The 17,734-nt window shown below is 66.0% G+C and carries 16 protein-coding genes; 15 read left to right on the top strand and 1 reads right to left on the bottom strand.

What is annotated here, in order from left to right; all coding sequences use genetic code 11:
- The first annotated feature begins 237 nt into the window (after window positions 1–237).
- The 14 genes from pyrH to ACNQQL_RS28655 all read left to right on the top strand — a co-directional run bounded on the left by pyrH (window position 238) and on the right by ACNQQL_RS28655 (window position 13,926).
- The gene (gene pyrH, locus ACNQQL_RS28590) at window positions 238–951 is read left to right on the top strand and encodes a UMP kinase (RefSeq protein WP_006402648.1); all 714 of its coding nucleotides are present in this window, start codon (window positions 238–240) and stop codon (window positions 949–951) included.
- 91 nt (window positions 952–1,042) lie between these two features.
- The gene (gene frr / locus ACNQQL_RS28595) at window positions 1,043–1,603 is read left to right on the top strand and encodes a ribosome recycling factor (RefSeq protein WP_021159105.1); all 561 of its coding nucleotides are present in this window, start codon (window positions 1,043–1,045) and stop codon (window positions 1,601–1,603) included.
- 49 nt (window positions 1,604–1,652) lie between these two features.
- Window positions 1,653–2,435: a polyprenyl diphosphate synthase gene (gene uppS, locus ACNQQL_RS28600; RefSeq protein ID WP_034207662.1), complete on the top strand. Its 783-nt coding sequence runs from the start codon at window positions 1,653–1,655 to the stop codon at window positions 2,433–2,435.
- Window positions 2,429–3,250 carry a phosphatidate cytidylyltransferase gene (locus ACNQQL_RS28605; protein ID WP_347067376.1) on the top strand — a complete coding sequence of 274 codons (822 nt, stop codon included), beginning with the start codon at window positions 2,429–2,431 and terminating at the stop codon, window positions 3,248–3,250. The genes uppS and ACNQQL_RS28605 overlap by 7 nt, the downstream gene beginning before the upstream one ends.
- A 15-nt stretch (window positions 3,251–3,265) precedes the next feature.
- Window positions 3,266–4,462, top strand: a complete 1,197-nt coding sequence (locus ACNQQL_RS28610) for a 1-deoxy-D-xylulose-5-phosphate reductoisomerase (RefSeq protein ID WP_347067378.1) — start codon at window positions 3,266–3,268, stop codon at window positions 4,460–4,462.
- A gap of 11 nt (window positions 4,463–4,473) precedes the next feature.
- Window positions 4,474–5,859, top strand: a complete 1,386-nt coding sequence (gene rseP, locus ACNQQL_RS28615) for an RIP metalloprotease RseP (protein WP_347067380.1) — start codon at window positions 4,474–4,476, stop codon at window positions 5,857–5,859.
- Between the two features lie 62 nt (window positions 5,860–5,921).
- Window positions 5,922–8,231 carry an outer membrane protein assembly factor BamA gene (gene bamA, locus ACNQQL_RS28620; RefSeq protein WP_347067382.1) on the top strand — a complete coding sequence of 770 codons (2,310 nt, stop codon included), beginning with the start codon at window positions 5,922–5,924 and terminating at the stop codon, window positions 8,229–8,231.
- A 64-nt stretch (window positions 8,232–8,295) separates the two neighbouring features.
- Entirely contained in the window at window positions 8,296–8,793 is a 498-nt protein-coding gene (locus tag ACNQQL_RS28625; protein ID WP_034184747.1) for an OmpH family outer membrane protein, read from the top strand.
- A 16-nt stretch (window positions 8,794–8,809) separates the two neighbouring features.
- Window positions 8,810–9,889, top strand: a complete 1,080-nt coding sequence (gene lpxD, locus ACNQQL_RS28630; RefSeq protein ID WP_347067385.1) for a UDP-3-O-(3-hydroxymyristoyl)glucosamine N-acyltransferase — start codon at window positions 8,810–8,812, stop codon at window positions 9,887–9,889.
- A 129-nt stretch (window positions 9,890–10,018) separates the two neighbouring features.
- A complete protein-coding gene (gene fabZ, locus ACNQQL_RS28635) occupies window positions 10,019–10,486 on the top strand; it encodes a 3-hydroxyacyl-ACP dehydratase FabZ (RefSeq protein WP_006495559.1) in 468 nt (155 codons plus the stop codon).
- 58 nt (window positions 10,487–10,544) lie between these two features.
- A complete protein-coding gene (gene lpxA, locus ACNQQL_RS28640) occupies window positions 10,545–11,333 on the top strand; it encodes an acyl-ACP--UDP-N-acetylglucosamine O-acyltransferase (protein ID WP_175961132.1) in 789 nt (262 codons plus the stop codon).
- A gap of 3 nt (window positions 11,334–11,336) precedes the next feature.
- On the top strand, window positions 11,337–12,506 hold the full coding sequence (gene lpxB, locus ACNQQL_RS28645) for a lipid-A-disaccharide synthase (RefSeq protein ID WP_072437096.1): 1,170 nt from the start codon (window positions 11,337–11,339) through the stop codon (window positions 12,504–12,506).
- Entirely contained in the window at window positions 12,503–13,147 is a 645-nt protein-coding gene (gene rnhB, locus ACNQQL_RS28650) for a ribonuclease HII (protein ID WP_347067388.1), read from the top strand. The genes lpxB and rnhB overlap by 4 nt, the downstream gene beginning before the upstream one ends.
- Window positions 13,144–13,926, top strand: coding sequence for an RNA methyltransferase (locus ACNQQL_RS28655; RefSeq protein ID WP_347067390.1), 783 nt, complete (start codon window positions 13,144–13,146; stop codon window positions 13,924–13,926). The genes rnhB and ACNQQL_RS28655 overlap by 4 nt, the downstream gene beginning before the upstream one ends.
- A gap of 101 nt (window positions 13,927–14,027) precedes the next feature.
- Here the strand turns inward: ACNQQL_RS28655 and ACNQQL_RS28660 are convergent, their stop codons facing one another.
- Window positions 14,028–14,843, bottom strand: coding sequence for a pyruvate, water dikinase regulatory protein (locus ACNQQL_RS28660; protein WP_034181125.1), 816 nt, complete (start codon window positions 14,841–14,843; stop codon window positions 14,028–14,030).
- 376 nt (window positions 14,844–15,219) lie between these two features.
- Between ACNQQL_RS28660 and ppsA the strand changes: the two genes are divergently transcribed.
- Complete coding sequence (ppsA, locus tag ACNQQL_RS28665; RefSeq protein WP_347067392.1) at window positions 15,220–17,619, top strand: phosphoenolpyruvate synthase; 2,400 nt, start codon at window positions 15,220–15,222, stop codon at window positions 17,617–17,619.
- The last annotated feature ends 115 nt before the right edge of the window (window positions 17,620–17,734 follow it).

Consider the following 17,734-nt stretch of genomic DNA (forward strand, 5'->3'; position numbering starts at 1 on the left):
GCGCGGGAGGCCACCCGGCCCCCCCGGCCGCCCCCCCCCCCGCGGGGGGCCCCCCCCGCGCCCCACACCCGCCCGAACTCCCCGCCCCCCCGTCCCGGGGGCGGGGCGCCGCCCCCCGCGGCCCGGGCGGCGCCGCCGGCCGGCCGGGAACCCCGGTCCGACCGTCGGCGCTTGCCCGAATCAGTATTTCGCCCCTACAGTTCGTGGTTGTCATCCTCTCGTCGCTCGGAAGCCCCTATGTCCAATGCCTATAAACGCGTCCTCCTCAAACTCTCCGGCGAAGCGCTGATGGGCGACGATGCCTTCGGCATCAATCGCGCGACGATCGAACGGATGGTGGCCGATATCGCTGAAGTCGTGCGTCTCGGTACGCAGTTGGCGGTCGTGATCGGTGGCGGTAATATTTTCCGCGGTGTCGCGGGCGGCGCGGCCGGCATGGACCGCGCGACCGCCGACTACATGGGGATGCTCGCGACGATGATGAACGCGCTGGCGCTGCAGGACGCGATGCGCCACGCCGGCATCGAGGCGCGCGTGCAGTCCGCGCTGCGGATGGACCAGGTCGTCGAGCCGTACATCCGGCCGCGCGCGATCCGCCAGCTCGAGGAAGGCCGCGTCGTGATCTTCGCGGCCGGCACCGGCAACCCGTTCTTCACGACGGACACCGCCGCGGCGCTGCGCGGTTCGGAAGTGGGCGCCGAGGTCGTACTGAAGGCGACCAAGGTCGATGGCGTATATTCTGCCGATCCGAAGAAGGATCCGTCGGCCACGCGCTACACGACGATCAGCTTCGACGAGGCGATCAGCCGCAACCTGCAGGTGATGGACGCGACGGCGTTTGCGCTGTGCCGCGACCAGAAGCTGCCGATTCGCGTGTTTTCGATCAACAAGCCGGGCGCGCTCAAGCGCATCGTGCTGGGCGAGGACGAAGGTACGCTCGTCCACGTGTAAACTCCCGCGGATGCGGGTCAATGGCCGCGGCGCGCAGGATGCGCCGTGCGGGGCCCGCGTTCTTTGAAGGTTTGAAGGTTCGGAGGTTGAAATGAGTGTCGCTGATACCAAGAAGGGCGTCGAGCAAAAGATGCAGCGCTCGATCGAAGCGTTCAAGAACGATCTGGCAAAGATCCGTACGGGCCGTGCGCACACCGGTCTGCTCGATCACGTGCAGGTCGACTACTACGGGTCGATGGTGCCGATCTCGCAGGTCGCGAACCTGACGCTGGTCGACGCGCGCACGATCGGCGTGCAGCCGTGGGAAAAGAACATGGTCGCGAAGGTCGAGAAGGCCATCCGCGAAGCCGATCTGGGCCTGAACCCGGCAACGGCCGGCGACCTGATCCGCGTGCCGATGCCCGCGCTGACGGAAGAGCGCCGCCGCGAGCTGACGAAGGTCGTCAAGAGCGAAGGCGAAACGGCCAAGGTCGCGATCCGCAACCTGCGCCGCGACGCGAACGAAGCGCTCAAGAAGCTCGTGAAGGACAAGGAAATCTCGGAAGACGACGAGCGCCGTGCGAGCGACGACGTGCAGAAGCTGACCGACAAGCACGTCGCCGAAATCGACAAGCTCGTGCAGACCAAGGAAGCCGAGATCATGACGGTCTGACGACCGTCCTCGCGCGCCGCCTTCTTCCCGCATTACTGTCTCAACGGCCATGACCTATACCAGCTCTACCGTTCGCGTGCCTGACGTCGGCGTCGTGCCGCGTCACATCGCGATCATCATGGACGGCAACGGCCGTTGGGCAACCGAACGCCGCTTGCCGCGCGTCGCGGGGCATACCCGCGGCGTCGATGCCGTGCGGGCGGTGGTCGAAGGCTGCGCACGCGCCGGCGTCGAATACCTGACGCTGTTCGCGTTCAGTTCGGAAAACTGGCGCCGGCCGAACGACGAAGTGTCGTTCCTGATGCGGCTCTTCATCACCGCGCTCGAGCGCGAGGTGGGCAAGCTGCATGCGAACGGGATCCGCCTGCGTGTCGTCGGCGATCTCGAGCGCTTCGAGCCGCGCATCCGCGAACTGATTCGCCGCGCCGAGACCAAGACGGCGCGCAACACCCGTCTTACGCTCACCATCGCTGCCAACTACGGCGGCCGGTGGGACATCCTGCAGGCGACGAAGAAGCTCGTCGAGCAGGCCGTGCGCGAGGGTCGCGAGGTCGAAGTGACCGAGGACGCATTCGCGCCGCACCTGGCGATGGCCTATGCGCCGGAGCCCGATCTCTTCATCCGCACCGGCGGCGAGCAGCGCGTCAGCAACTTCCTGCTGTGGCAGCTCGCGTACGCCGAATTCTATTTCACCGACAAATACTGGCCGGATTTCGACGGCGCGGCACTGGCCGACGCGATGGCGTCGTATACCGAGCGCGAGCGCCGTTTCGGGCGCACGAGCGCACAGCTCGAACCACAATCGCAGAACGCCGACTCCCTTTCATGCTGAAAACCCGTGTGATCACGGCGATCGTGATGCTGGCAGTGCTGCTGCCGGTGACGCTGTTCGCGCCGCTCGTCGCGTTCGGCGCGCTGATCGGCGTCGTGCTCGTGTTCGCCGCATGGGAATGGGCGCGCCTGCTGAAGCTCGGCGGCGCGGGCCCGGTCGTCTATGCGGTCGTCGCGGCGCTCGCGCTGGCGGCCACCATGCCGCTCGGCATCGATGCGACTGCATCCCGGCCCCTTTTCATGGCGGCCGGCGTGTTCTGGCTGCTGGTCGGCCCGTTCGCGCTGCGGCGCAAGCCCGAACTTGCGGGCGGCGTCTGGCGGCCGTTCCTGCTGGCGGCCGGGTTGATCGTGTTCGCGGCCTGCTGGCATGCGCTCGTCGCGGCGCGCGCGCAGGGCGTGCCGTTCGTGCTGTCGCTGCTTCTGGTCGTCTGGCTGGCCGATATCGGCGCATACTTCGCGGGCAAGGCCTTCGGAAAGCGTAAACTGGCCATTACGATCAGTCCCGGCAAGAGTTGGGAAGGCGCGATCGGCGGCTGGCTTGCGGTGATGGTCGTCGCCGGTGTCGCGACGGCCGCGCATGCTTTCGAGCCGACCCTGTTTTCCGCATTCGCCGTGCGCTACGGAATGCCCGGTGCGTGGGCCGCGCTGACGCTGCTGGTTGCGTACAGCGTGATCGGCGACCTGTTCGAGTCGCTGCTGAAGCGGCAGGCCGGTGTGAAGGATTCGAGCGGACTGCTGCCCGGCCATGGCGGCGTGCTCGACCGTGTCGACGCGCTGCTGCCGGTGCTGCCGCTCGCGATGCTGCTGCTTGGTTAAACCATTATCTCTGTTATGCAAAAACGTCTGACATTGCTCGGTTCCACGGGCTCGATCGGAGACAGCACGCTCGACGTGGTCGCGCGCCATCCCGAGCGTTTCTCGGTCTACGCGCTGACCGCGCACCGCAACGGCGACAAGCTCGTCGAGCAGTGCCTGCGTTTCGCGCCTGAAGTGGCGGTGGTCGGCGATGCCGCGACGGCCGCGCACGTCGAAGCGAAACTGCGCGCGGCGGGCAGCAAGACGACCGTGCTGCACGGGCCGCAGGCGCTCGTCGACGTGTCGACGAGCGACGGCTGCGACACGGTGGTCGCGGCGATCGTCGGCGCGGCAGGCCTGGCGCCGAGCCTCGCGGCCGCGCGTGCCGGCAAGCGGATCCTGCTCGCGAACAAGGAAGCGCTCGTGATGTCGGGCGCGATCTTCATGGACGCCGTGCGCGACCATGGCGCGATCCTGCTGCCGGTCGACAGCGAACACAATGCGATCTTCCAGTGCATGCCGCGCGATGCGGGCGAGCACGGCGGGATCTCGAAGATCATCTTGACCGCGTCGGGCGGCCCGTTCCGCACGCGCGAGCCGGCCACGCTCGTCGACGTTACGCCGGACGAGGCGTGCAAGCACCCGAACTGGGTGATGGGCCGCAAGATCTCGGTCGATTCCGCGACGATGATGAACAAGGGTCTCGAGGTGATCGAGGCGCACTGGATCTTCGGGCTGCCGGGCGACCGGATCGACGTGCTGATCCATCCGCAGAGCGTGATCCATTCGCTCGTGTCGTACCGCGACGGCTCGGTGCTCGCGCAGCTCGGCAACCCCGACATGCGCACGCCGATCGCGCATGCGCTCGCGTTTCCCGATCGCGTCGATGCGGGCGTCGACCAGCTCGATCTCGCGCAGATCGCGCAGCTGTCGTTCGAGAAGCCCGATTACGCGCGCTTCCCATGCCTCGCGCTCGCGCTGAAGGCGCTTGAGGAAGGCGGCATCGCGAGCGCCGCATTGAACGCGGCGAACGAAGTTGCGGTCGAAGCGTTTCTCGAGCGCCGGATCGGCTTCATGGCGATCGCGGCGACGGTCGACGCAGTGCTCAACGCGCTGCCGAACCGTGCACCCGACGGGCTCGACGACGTCCTGGCGGCGGATGCCGAGGCACGCCGCCTCGCCGCCACGATCATTGCAAAAGCGCCTGCGCCCCGCGTGGAGCGTACTGTCTGAATGGAGTGCTCATGAACGTGCTGGTCGAACTGATCGCGTTTGCGGTGGCGATCGGGGTGCTGGTCGTCGTGCATGAGTACGGACATTATCGCGTCGCGCGCTGGTGCGGCGTGAAGGTGCTGCGTTTCTCGATCGGCTTCGGCCAGCCCGTCGCGCGCTGGGTCAGCCGCAGGACGGGCACCGAGTGGACGCTGTCCGCGCTGCCGCTCGGCGGCTACGTGAAGATGCTCGACGAGCGCGATCCGGGCCCCGGCATCAAGCCGGAGGAACTCGGCCAGGCATTCAACCGCCAGTCGGTCTACAAGCGCATCGCGATCGTTGCGGCCGGGCCGATTGCGAACTTCCTGCTGGCAATCGTGCTGTTTTCCGTCGTATTCGCGTCCGGCGTGACCGAGCCGGCCGCGATCGTCGCGCCGCCGGCCGCCGGCACGGTGGCGGCCCGCGCGGGCTTCGACGGCAGCGAGACGATCGTGTCGATCCGCAACGTGCGCGTAGGCGATGCGCAGGGCGGCGAGTCGGAGCCGGTGCGGTCGTGGTCGGACCTGCGCTGGAAGCTGCTGGCGGCCGCGTTCGATCATCGCGAGATCGTGCTCGGCGCGCGCGACGGCAGCGCGACGTTCGATTTTCGCGTCGACCTCCGCAATGTTCCCGAAAGCCAGCTCGACGACGATTTCATGACGCACCTGGGCTTCGAGGCCGGCGGCGGCATGCTGTCGGTCGCATCGGTGCAGCCCGGCAGCGCGGCGGAGCAGGCGGGCCTGAAGGCCGGCGACAAGCTGGTCGCGCTCGACGGCAAGCCGATCGGCGGCGCGTCGCGCTTCATCGATTCCGTCAAGCACCATGCGGGCAAGGCGCTCGACCTGCGGATCGAGCGCGACGGCGCCGCGCAGACGGTATCGATCGTGCCGCAGATGCAGCGCGACGACGAATCGGGGCAGCAGGTCGGCCGGATCGGCGCGGCGCTGTCGATGCACACGCCGTCCGTCGACGTGCGCTACGGGCCGATCGAGAGCCTGCGGCTCGGCGTGCACCGCACGTGGGACATCTCCGTGTATTCGCTGCGGATGTTCGGGCGGATGATCACGGGCAACGCGTCGCTGAAGAACCTGTCCGGCCCCGTGACGATCGCCGACTACGCGGGCAAGAGTGCACGGCTCTGTCCGTCGGCGTTCCTGTCGTTCCTCGCCCTTGTCAGCATTAGCCTTGGCGTCCTGAACTTGTTGCCGATTCCCGTTTTGGACGGGGGGCATCTGTTATATTATGCGGTTGAAGCCGCGACCGGGAAAGCCGTCTCGGAGCGCTGGCAACTGATTCTGCAAAGAGCCGGGTTGATCTGCATCGTCGCGTTGTCGGCGATCGCGCTGTTCAACGATCTGGCTCGGCTAATCCATTTCTGAAGCGTCAGGCGGCCGCCGCTGGGCAGTCGCCCGATTTGATGCAGCTTAAATATTGGGGATGCATGTTGTTCAAACCTCATCGCTTTGTACCTAAGACAGTTGCAGCGGCCGCGCTCGCCGCGCACGGCCTCGCGGCGCATGCAGCGGCACCGTTCGTGGTGCAAGACATCAAGATCGAGGGGCTGCAGCGCGTCGAAGCGGGTTCGGTGTTCGCCTATCTGCCGATCAAGCAGGGCGATACCTTCACGGACGACAAGGCATCCGAAGCAATCCGCGCGCTGTACGCGACGGGCTTCTTCAACGACGTGCGCATCGCCACGCAGGGCAACGTCGTGATCGTGCAGGTGCAGGAGCGTCCGGCGATCGCGTCGATCGACTTCACCGGCACGAAGGAATTCGACAAGGACAACCTGACGAAGGCGCTGCGCGCCGTCGGTCTCGCCGACGGCCGCTACTACGACAAGGCGCTCGTCGACAAGGCGGAGCAGGAGCTCAAGCGCCAGTACCTGACGCGCGGCTTCTACGCGGCCGAAGTCAAGACGACGGTCACGCCGGTCGACGCGAACCGCGTATCGATCCTGTTCGCGGTTGCCGAAGGCCCGAGCGCGAAGATCCGCCAGATCAACTTCATCGGCAACAAGGCGTTCAAGACGAGCACGCTGCGCGACGAGATGCAGCTGTCGACGCCGAACTGGTTCTCCTGGTACACGAAGAACGACCTGTACTCGAAGGAAAAGCTGACGGGCGACCTCGAGGCCGTGCGCTCGTACTACCTGAACCGCGGCTACCTCGAGTTCAACATCGAGTCGACCCAGGTGTCGATCTCGCCCGACAAGAAGGACATGTACCTGACGGTCACGCTGCACGAAGGCGAGCCGTACACGGTGTCGGGCATCAAGCTGTCGGGCAACCTGCTCGATCGCGAGGCCGAACTCAACAAGATGATCAAGATCAAGCCGGGCGACCGCTTCTCGGCCGAAAAGCTGCAGCAGACCACCAAGTCGATCGTCGACAAGCTCGGTGAATACGGCTATGCATTCGCGGCCGTCAACGCGCAGCCGGACATCGACCAGGCGAACCACAAGGTGAACCTGAACCTCGTCGTTGATCCGAGCCGCCGCGTGTACGTGCGCCGCATCAACGTCGTCGGCAACACGCGCACGCGCGACGAAGTGGTGCGCCGCGAAATGCGCCAGCTCGAAAGCTCGTGGTTCGATTCGAACCGCCTCGCGCTGTCGAAGGACCGCGTGAACCGTCTCGGCTACTTCACCAACGTCGACGTGACGACGGTGCCGGTCGAAGGCACGAACGACCAGGTCGACGTGAACGTGAAGGTCGACGAAAAGCCGACCGGCGCGATCACGCTGGGCGCCGGCTTCTCGTCGACGGACAAGGTCGTGCTGTCGGCCGGCGTGTCGCAGGACAACGTGTTCGGTTCGGGTACCAGCCTGTCGGTGAACGTCAACACCGCGAAGAGCTACCGCACGCTGACCGTCACGCAGGTCGACCCGTACTTCACGGTCGACGGCATCAAGCGGATCACGGACGTCTACTACCGTACGTACCAGCCGCTCTATTATTCGACGAGCTCGAGCTTCCGGATCATCAGCGCGGGCGGCAACCTGAAGTTCGGCATCCCGTTCTCGGAAGTCGACACCGTCTACTTCGGCGCGGGCTTCGAGCAGAACCGCCTCGACGTCGATTCGAACACGCCGCAGAGCTACCAGGATTACGTGAACCAGTTCGGCCGCGTGTCGAACACGGTGCCGCTGACCGTCGCGTGGTCGCGCGACGCGCGCGACAGCGCGCTGATTCCGAGCCGTGGTTACTTCACGCAGGCGAACATGGAGTACGGCGTGCCGGTCGGCAAGATCCAGTACTACAAGGCCGACCTGCAGGCACAGTACTACTATTCGTTCTCGCGCGGCTTCATCCTGGGCCTGAACCTGCAGGGCGGCTACGGTAACGGTATCGGCAACCCGTACCCGATCTTCAAGAACTACTACGCGGGCGGTATCGGCTCCGTGCGTGGCTACGAGCCGAGCTCGCTGGGCCCGCGCGACACGAAGACGAATGACCCGATCGGCGGTTCGAAGATGCTGGTCGGCAACATCGAGCTGACGTTCCCGCTGCCGGGCACCGGCTACGACCGCACGCTGCGCGTGTTCACGTTCCTCGACGGCGGTAACGTGTGGGGCAACGCGCCGGGCGGCACGAGTACGGGCGCCAACGGCCTGCGTTACGGCTATGGTGTGGGTCTCGCGTGGATCTCGCCGATCGGCCCGCTGAAGCTGAGCCTCGGCTTCCCGCTGCAGAAGCACGAAGGCGACCAGTACCAGAAATTCCAGTTCCAGATCGGGACGGCGTTCTGACCGAACGCATGACAACAGCAACGAGAGGGTAATTTTGCTAACCGGTAAGTTTTCGAAACGAGTGATGTGCGCGCTGACCGTTGCGCTGGCCCTGGGCGCGGCGACGGTTCACGCACAGGACGTCGCCCGCATCGCGGCGGTCAATTCGGATCGGATCCTGCGCGAGTCGGCGCCCGCGAAGGCGGCGCAGACGAAGCTCGAAGCCGAGTTCGCGAAGCGCGACAAGGATCTGCAGGATCTGGCGGCGCGTCTGAAGTCGATGTCCGATTCGCTCGACAAGGGCGGCACGTCGCTGTCGGCGGCCGATCGCGCGCAGAAGCAGCGCGATCTCGCTCAGCTCGACACCGATTTCCAGCGCAAGCAGCGCGAGTTCCGCGAAGACCTGAACCAGCGTCGCAACGAGGAACTGGCGGCCGTGCTGGAGCGAGCGAACAAGGTCATCAAGCAGATCGCCGAGCAGCAGAACTACGACCTGATCGTGCAGGAAGCCGTGTACGTCAGCCCGCGCATCGACATCACCGACAAGGTGCTCAAGGCGCTCGCGTCCGGCTCGGCGAACTGAACGGAGCAGACGACGAATGGCATTGACGCTTGAGGAACTCGTAAAGCGGTTCGGCGGCGAGATCGCCGGCGACGCACAGTGCAAGGTGAACGGGCTCGCGCCGCTCGACCAGGCAGGCCCTCAGCAGCTCGCGTTCCTCGCGAATCCGAAGTACCTGTCGCAGGTCGAGTCGACCCGCGCAGGCGCGGTGCTGATCGCGCCGAAGGATCTGGAAAAGCTGGGCGCGGCCGCTAACGGTCGCAATTTCATCGTGACGCCGAATCCGTACGCGTACTTCGCGCGCGTCGCGCAGATGTTCATCGACCTGGCCGCGCCGCCGCGCGCCGCCGGCGTGCATCCGAGCGCGACGATCGATCCGGCCGCGAAGGTCGCCGCGAGCGCGGTGATCGGCCCGCACGTGACGGTCGAGGCCGGCGCGGTGATCGAGGACGGCGTGCAGCTCGACGCGAACGTATTCGTCGGCCGCGGCACGACGATCGGCGCAGGTTCGCACCTTTATCCCAACGCATCGGTGTACCACGGCTGCAAGGTCGGACCGCGCGCGATCGTCCATGCGGGCGCGGTGATCGGCTCCGACGGCTTCGGCTTCGCGCCGGATTTCGTCGGCGACGGCGACGCCCGCACCGGTAGCTGGGTCAAGATCCCGCAGGTCGGCGGCGTATCGATCGGCCCGGACGTCGAGATCGGCGCGAACACGACGATCGATCGCGGCGCGATGGCGGACACCGTCATCGAGGAATGCGTGAAGATCGACAACCAGGTGCAGATCGGGCACAACTGCCGGATCGGCGCCTATACCGTGATCGCCGGCAGCGCCGGCATCGCGGGCAGCACGACGATCGGCCGCCACTGCATGATCGGCGGCGCGGCCGGGATTGCCGGCCATGTGACGCTCGGCGACTACGTCATCATCACCGCGAAGTCGGGCGTATCGAAGTCGCTGCCGAAAGCCGGCATCTATACCAGCGCGTTCCCGGCCGTCGACCACGGCGAATGGAACAAGAGCGCCGCGCTCGTGCGGAACCTCGACAAGCTGCGCGACCGCATCAAGGCGCTCGAAGCCGCGCTCGCCGCCCAGGGCGGCACGGAAGCCTGAGCGCGCCATGCGAGACCACCAACCGGGCACGGCCAGCGCAACCGGCCCGGTTTGTCAGACTGGGCCGCATGGCGGCCCGCTTCAGCCTTTGCATCACCACCGCGCAGCCTCTGCGTGAGACGAACCATCATGAGCACTGAAAAAATCAATCTCGACATCCACAAGATCCTCACGCTGCTGCCGCATCGCTACCCGATTCTGCTCGTCGATCGCGTGCTCGAACTCGAGCCGCACAAAGGGATCAAAGCGCTGAAGAACGTGTCGATCAACGAGCCGTTCTTCCAGGGGCACTTCCCGAAGCGGCCGGTGATGCCGGGCGTGCTGATCCTCGAGGCGCTCGCGCAGGCCGCGGCGCTGCTGACCTTCGCGGAAGAGCAGCCGAAGGATCCGGAGAACACGCTGTACTACTTCGTCGGGATCGACGGCGCGCGCTTCAAGCGCGTGGTCGAACCGGGCGACCAACTGATTCTGAACGTGACGTTCGAACGCTACATCCGCGGCATCTGGAAGTTCAAGGCGGTGGCGGAAGTGGACGGCAAGGTGGCGGCGGAAGCCGAACTGATGTGCACGGTCAAGACGGCCGACGCGGCGCCCTGAGCGACGCGGCACGCATGGGCAACGCAACGCGACACATCACATCGAGAGGCAACGGCGCATGACCAGGATTCATCCCACCGCGATTGTCGAATCGGGCGCGCAGATCGACGAATCGGTCGAGATCGGCCCGTACGCGATCGTCGGCCCGAACGTCACGATCGGCGCGCGCACGACGATCGGCTCGCACAGCGTGATCGAAGGCCACACGACGCTCGGCGAGGACAATCGCATCGGCCATTACGCATCGGTCGGCGGCCGTCCGCAGGACATGAAGTACAAGGACGAGCCGACGAAGCTCGTGATCGGCAACCGCAACACGATCCGCGAATTCACGACAATCCACACGGGCACGGTGCAGGACGTCGGCGTAACGACGCTCGGCGACGACAACTGGATCATGGCCTATGTGCACATCGGCCATGACTGCAGCGTCGGCAGCCACGTGATCCTGTCGAGCAACGCGCAGATGGCCGGCCACGTCGAGATCGGCGACTGGGCGATCGTCGGCGGGATGTCGGGCGTTCACCAGTTCGTGCGCATCGGTGCGCACTCGATGCTGGGCGGCGCGTCGGCGCTCGTGCAGGACATTCCGCCGTTCGTGATCGCGGCAGGCAACAAGGCCGAGCCGCACGGGATCAACATCGAAGGGCTGCGCCGGCGCGGTTTCTCGCCCGACGCGATTTCGGCGCTGCGCAGCGCGTACCGCCTGCTGTACAAGAACGGCCTGTCGCTCGAGGAAGCGAAGGTGCAGCTGCGCGAGCTGGCGGAGGCGGGCGGCGACGGCGATGCGCCGGTGAAGGCGCTCGTCGAGTTCATCGACGCGTCGCAACGCGGCATCATCCGCTAAGCGATGCCGTTTCCGACCAATCAGCTCCGGCTCGCGATGGTGGCAGGCGAGCCATCGGGCGACCTGCTCGCGGCGTCGCTGCTCGGCGGGCTGCGCGAGCGGCTGCCCGAATCGGCCCAGTATTACGGGATCGGCGGGCCGCGGATGATCGCGCAGGGCTTCGATTCGCACTGGCAGATGGACAAGCTGACCGTGCGCGGTTATGTCGAGGCGCTGGGCCAGATTCCCGAGATCCTGCGGATTCGCGGCGAGCTGAAGCGCCAGGTGCTCGCGGAGCGGCCGGCCGCGTTCATCGGCATCGACGCGCCGGATTTCAACTTCAGCGTCGAACAGGCCGTGCGCGACGCGGGCATCCCGTCGATCCACTTTGTGTGCCCGTCGATCTGGGCATGGCGCGGCGGCCGGATCAAGAAGATCGCGAAGTCCGTCGATCACATGCTGTGCCTGTTCCCGTTCGAGCCGGCGATTCTCGACAAGGCAGGCGTCGCGTCGACCTACGTCGGCCATCCGCTAGCCGACGAGATCCCGCTCGAGCCCGACACGCACGGCGCGCGCATCGCGCTCGGCCTGCCCGCGGACGGTCCCGTGATCGCGGTGCTGCCGGGCAGCCGGCGCTCGGAGATTGCGCTGATCGGCCCGACGTTCTTCGCGGCGATGGCACTGATGCAGCAGCGCGAGCCCGGCGTGCGGTTCGTGATGCCGGCGGCGACGCCCGCGCTGCGCGAGCTGCTGCAGCCGCTCGTCGACGCGCATCCGCAGCTCGCGCTGACGATTACCGATGGCCGCTCGCAGGTCGCGATGACGGCCGCCGACGCGATCCTCGTGAAGAGCGGCACCGTCACGCTGGAAGCCGCGCTGCTGAAGAAGCCGATGGTGATCTCGTACAAGGTGCCCTGGCTGACCGGGCAGATCATGCGCCGGCAGGGCTACCTGCCGTATGTCGGCTTGCCGAACATCCTGGCGGGGCGCTTCGTCGTGCCCGAGCTGCTGCAGCATTTCGCGACGCCCGAGGCGCTCGCCGATGCGACGCTCACGCAGCTGCGCGACGACGCGAACCGCCGCACGCTGACCGACGTATTTACCGAAATGCATCTTTCGCTGCGGCAGAACACGGCCGCGAAGGCGGCCGAAGCGGTCGTGCGCGTGCTCGAACAACGCAAGGGGCGCGCATGACGGCAGTACGTGCACCGCGCCGCCGCGCGTCGAGAGACGTGCAGGGCGGCTTCGACTTCAGCCGACCCGACGAGATCGTCTGCGGCGTCGACGAAGCCGGCCGCGGCCCGCTCGCGGGGCCGGTGGTGGCCGCGGCGGTGATTCTCGATCCGGCGCAGCCGATCGACGGGCTCGACGATTCGAAGGCGCTGTCCGCGAAGAAGCGCGACGTGCTGTACGACCTGATCGTCGCGCGTTCGCGCGCGTATTGCGTTGCGTCGGCAAGCGTCGACGAAATCGATACGTTGAACATCCTGCACGCGACGATGCTCGCGATGAAGCGGGCCGTCGAGGGCCTGTCGGTCCTGCCGACGCTCGCGCAGATCGACGGCAACCGCTGCCCGACGCTGACGGTGCGTGCCGAGGCGATCGTCAGCGGCGATGCGCTCGTACCGAGCATCTCGGCCGCGTCGATCCTCGCGAAGGTCACGCGTGACCGCATGCTCGTCGACCTGCACGAACGCTTCCCGGTGTACGGTTTCAACGTGCATGCGGGTTACGGCACCGCGAAACACCTTGCCGCGCTGCGCGAGCACGGCCCGTGCGAAGCGCACCGGCGCTCGTTCGCACCGGTCCGGGCGGCACTCGACCTGATTCGATGAAAAGCATTACTTCCCGTGACAACCCGCTGTACAAGCGCCTGAAGGCGCTCGCGGGTTCGACGCACCATCAGCGCCGCGGCGGCCAGGCGATGCTCGAAGGATTCCATCTCGCGAGCGCGTACCTCGATACGGGTGCGACGCCCGAGCTGTGCGTGGCGACCGAAGGCGCGCTCGGCCACGCCGAGGCGCAGGCGATCGTCGCGCGCATCGACGCGCAGCGTGTCGTCACGCTGCCCGATGCGCTGTTCGGGCAGTTGTCGAACGTCGTCAACGGCGTCGGGTTCCTGCTGCTCGTCGACCGGCCGGCGCAACCGCTGCCTGAGCGTGTGACGCACACGTCGGTCGTGCTCGACGGCGTGCAGGACGCCGGCAACGTCGGCTCGATCCTGCGCAGCGCCGCGGCGGCCGGTGTGCGCCACGTGTTCTGTGCGCCGGGCACGGCCTACGCGTGGTCGTCAAAGGTGCTGCGCTCGGGCATGGGCGCGCATTTCCTGCTGTCGATCCACGAAGACGTTGACGCCGCGGCGCTCGCCGAACGCATCGACCTACCGGTCGCGCTGACCGATTCGCATGGCGCGCAGGCGCTCTACGACTGCGACCTGTCGGGGCCCGTCGCATGGGTGTTCGGCAACGAGGGCGCCGGCGTATCGGCGTTCTGGCGCGATGCGGCCACGCATCGCGTGACGATTCCGCAGCCGGGCGGGATGGAGTCGCTGAATGTCGCGGCAGCAGCGGCGATCTGCCTGTTCGAGCAGGTGCGGCAGCAGCGGCCTGCGTGACGCCCCACGCAAGCATTCCCCGCACCACGAAAAAGGCCGCGTTCGTTCGCGGCCTTTTTGTTTTTCCGGCGGCGGCCGAGCGGCCGCAAGCGCGCCGGCGCTCAGTACGACTGCCGGTCGAGGCGGATTTCCTGCAGGATCGTCGTCGCGATTTCCTCGATCGACTTGTGTGTCGACGACAGCCACTTGATCCCTTCGCGACGCATCATCGCTTCGGCCTCGTTGATCTCGAAGCGGCAGTTCTCGGGCGCCGCGTACTTGCTGCCCGGCCGCCGCTCGTTGCGGATCTCGGACAGGCGCTGCGGGTCGATCGACAGCCCGAACAGCTTTTCACGGTGCGCGGAGAGCGCCGACGGCAGCTTGCCGCGTTCGAAGTCTTCCGGAATCAGCGGATAGTTCGCGGCCTTCACGCCGTACTGCATCGCGAGATACAGGCTCGTCGGCGTCTTGCCGCTGCGCGACACGCCGACGAGGATCACGTCGGCCTCCGACAGGTTACGGTTCGACTGGCCGTCGTCGTGCGCGAGCGAGAAGTTGATCGCCTCGATCCGCGTCTTGTATTCCTCGGTGTCCGCGTTCTGGTGGCCGCGGCCCATCGCGTGGCTCGACTTGAGCTCCAGCTCCTGCTCGAGCGGCTCGACGAAGCGCTGGAACATGTCGAGCACGAGCGCGTTCGAGCGCTTGACGATGTCGTTCGACTCGCTGTCGACGAGCGTCGTGAACACGATCGCGCGGCGGCCGTCGTGCACGGCGGCCTCGTTGATCTTCTCGACGGTCGCATAGGCCTTGTCGAGCGAGTCGACGAACGGCACGCGCACGAGACGGAATTTCTGGTCGAACTGGGAGAGGATCGAATGCGCGAAGGTTTCGGCAGTAATCCCGGTGCCGTCGGAGACGATGAAAACGGTAGGCAGCATGAATCTGGGCGTCGAACGTGAAGGGCGGTTGCACGGGGCGGCTGGAGGTTCGCCTCCAGACACAGTGACAAGGTCGCGCCACATCCGGCAGCCGGCACGGTAGAATAGCGGCAACCTGTTGGATAAGCAATTGCGGGGGCAGGGCGCGAACGGCGCCCGTGGCTTCGCCGCTCGATTCCAAAATTCCCGGCAAGTTTGGCGATTTGTCTGCAAATATCGCCCTTCTGCCGGGATTTTTGCAAATCGGGTCGGAAGATTTTCCGCCCTGCGAGTGTTTATCTAACAGGTTGCGCAAGACGCGCCGCGCCTTTTTGCAAGCGCCCGCGTCCAAGCCCACTTGCGCGATCGAGCATTTTTTTCACACTTAGGGGCTTGTATGACTAACGCAGCAAACGTCGCAAAGGACCAGGCGTATGTAATTCCGTTCGAGCAGTTGCGGATGACCGATGTGGAGATCGTCGGCGGCAAGAATGCGTCGCTCGGCGAGATGATCAGCCAGCTTTCCGAAGCTGGCGTTCGTGTGCCCACCGGTTTCGCCACGACCGCGCTCGCTTTCCGCGATTTCCTCACGCACAACGACCTTACCGACCGCATCGCCAAGCGTCTCGAGTCGCTCGACATCGACGACGTGAAGGCGCTCGCCGAAGCCGGTGCCGAAATCCGCAAGTGGATCGTCGACGCGCCGATGCAGGCGCGCCTCGAGCAGGAAATCCGCGCGCAGTTCGAAATCCTGAAGAACGGCTCGCCGGGCGAGCTGTCGTTCGCCGTGCGCTCGTCCGCGACCGCGGAAGACCTGCCCGACGCATCGTTCGCCGGCCAGCAGGAGTCGTACCTGAACGTCGTCGGCATCGAAGACGTGCTCGACCGCATGAAGCACGTGTTCGCGTCGCTGTATAACGACCGCGCGATCTCGTACCGCGTGCACAAGGGCTTCACGCACGCCGAGGTCGCTCTGTCGGCCGGCGTGCAGCGCATGGTCCGCTCGGACGTCGGCGCCGCCGGCGTGATGTTCACGATCGACACCGAATCGGGCTTCAAGGACGCCGTGTTCATCACGTCGAGCTACGGCCTGGGCGAAACCGTCGTGCAGGGCGCGGTGAACCCGGACGAGTTCTATGTGTTCAAGACGACGCTCGCACAGGACAAATACCCGATCATCCGCCGCTCGATCGGCTCGAAGCTGATCAAGATGGAATTCACGCAGCCGGGCGAGCCGGGCCGCGTGAAGACGGTCGACGTGTCGCACGAGCAGCGCAACCGCTACTCGATCACCGACGAGGACGTGATCGAGCTGGCGAAGTACGCGGTCATCATCGAGAAGCACTACCAGCGTCCGATGGACATCGAGTGGGGCAAGGACGGCCGCGACGGCAAGATCTTCATCCTGCAGGCGCGCCCGGAAACGGTGAAGAGCCAGGCGAGCGGCAAGGCCGAGCAGCGCTTCAAGCTGAAGGGCCAGTCGCAGGTTCTCGCGACGGGCCGTGCGATCGGCCAGAAGATCGGCGCGGGCCGCGTGCGCGTGATCCAGGATCCGTCGGAAATGGAACGCGTGCAGCCGGGCGACGTGCTGGTTGCCGACATGACCGACCCGAACTGGGAGCCGGTGATGAAGCGTGCAGCCGCGATCGTCACGAACCGTGGCGGCCGGACCTGCCACGCGGCGATCATCGCGCGTGAGCTCGGCGTGCCGGCGGTCGTCGGCTGCGGCGACGCAACCGACGTGCTGAAGGACGGCGCGCTCGTCACCGTGTCGTGCGCGGAAGGCGACGAAGGCAAGATCTACGACGGCCTGCTCGAGACGGAAGTCACGGAAGTGCAGCGCGGCGAACTGCCGGAAATCCCGGTCAAGATCATGATGAACGTCGGCAACCCGCAGCTCGCGTTCGACTTCTCGCAGCTGCCGAACGGCGGCGTGGGCCTCGCGCGTCTCGAGTTCATCATCAACAACAACATCGGCGTTCACCCGAAGGCGATTCTCGAGTACCCGAACATCGACCAGGACTTGAAGAAGGCCGTCGAGAGCGTCGCGCGCGGCCACGCGTCGCCGCGTCAGTTCTATGTCGACAAGCTGACGGAAGGTGTCGCGACGATCGCCGCGGCGTTCTATCCGAAGCCCGTGATCGTGCGCCTGTCCGACTTCAAGTCGAACGAGTACAAGAAGCTGATCGGCGGTTCGCGTTACGAGCCGGACGAGGAAAACCCGATGCTGGGCTTCCGCGGCGCGTCGCGCTACATCGCGGAAGACTTCGCGCCGGCGTTCGAGATGGAGTGCCGTGCACTGAAGCGCGTGCGCGACGAGATGGGCCTGACCAACGTCGAGATCATGGTGCCGTTCGTGCGTACCGTGAAGCAGGCGGAGCGTGTCGTCGGCCTGCTCGAGAAGTTCGGCCTGAAGCGCGGCGAAAACGGCCTGCGCCTCGTGATGATGTGCGAAGTCCCGACCAACGCGATCCTCGCCGAAGACTTCCTGCAGCACTTCGACGGTTTCTCGATCGGCTCGAACGACCTCACGCAGCTCACGCTCGGCCTCGACCGCGACTCGGGCATGGAACTGCTGGCAGTCGACTTCGACGAACGCGATCCGGCCGTCAAGTTCCTGCTGAAGCGTGCGATCGATACCTGCCGCAAGATGGGCAAGTACGTCGGCATCTGCGGCCAGGGCCCGTCCGATCACCCGGACTTCGCGCAATGGCTGGCCGACGAAGGCATCGTGTCGATCTCGCTGAACCCGGACACGATCATCGATACGTGGCAGGCGCTCGCCAACCGGAAGTAACGGACGGTAACGCACCTTCGGCGAAAGCGCGGGGCCGCTGCGCTTTCGTTGAAGGCAAAATGCAAGGTTCATGCTATAAACACCCCGGTAGACGCCGGGGTGTTTTTGTTTGTCG

Source organism: Burkholderia sp. LFS061 (genome assembly GCF_047978125.1).
GTDB classification, from domain to species: domain Bacteria; phylum Pseudomonadota; class Gammaproteobacteria; order Burkholderiales; family Burkholderiaceae; genus Burkholderia; species Burkholderia pyrrocinia_C.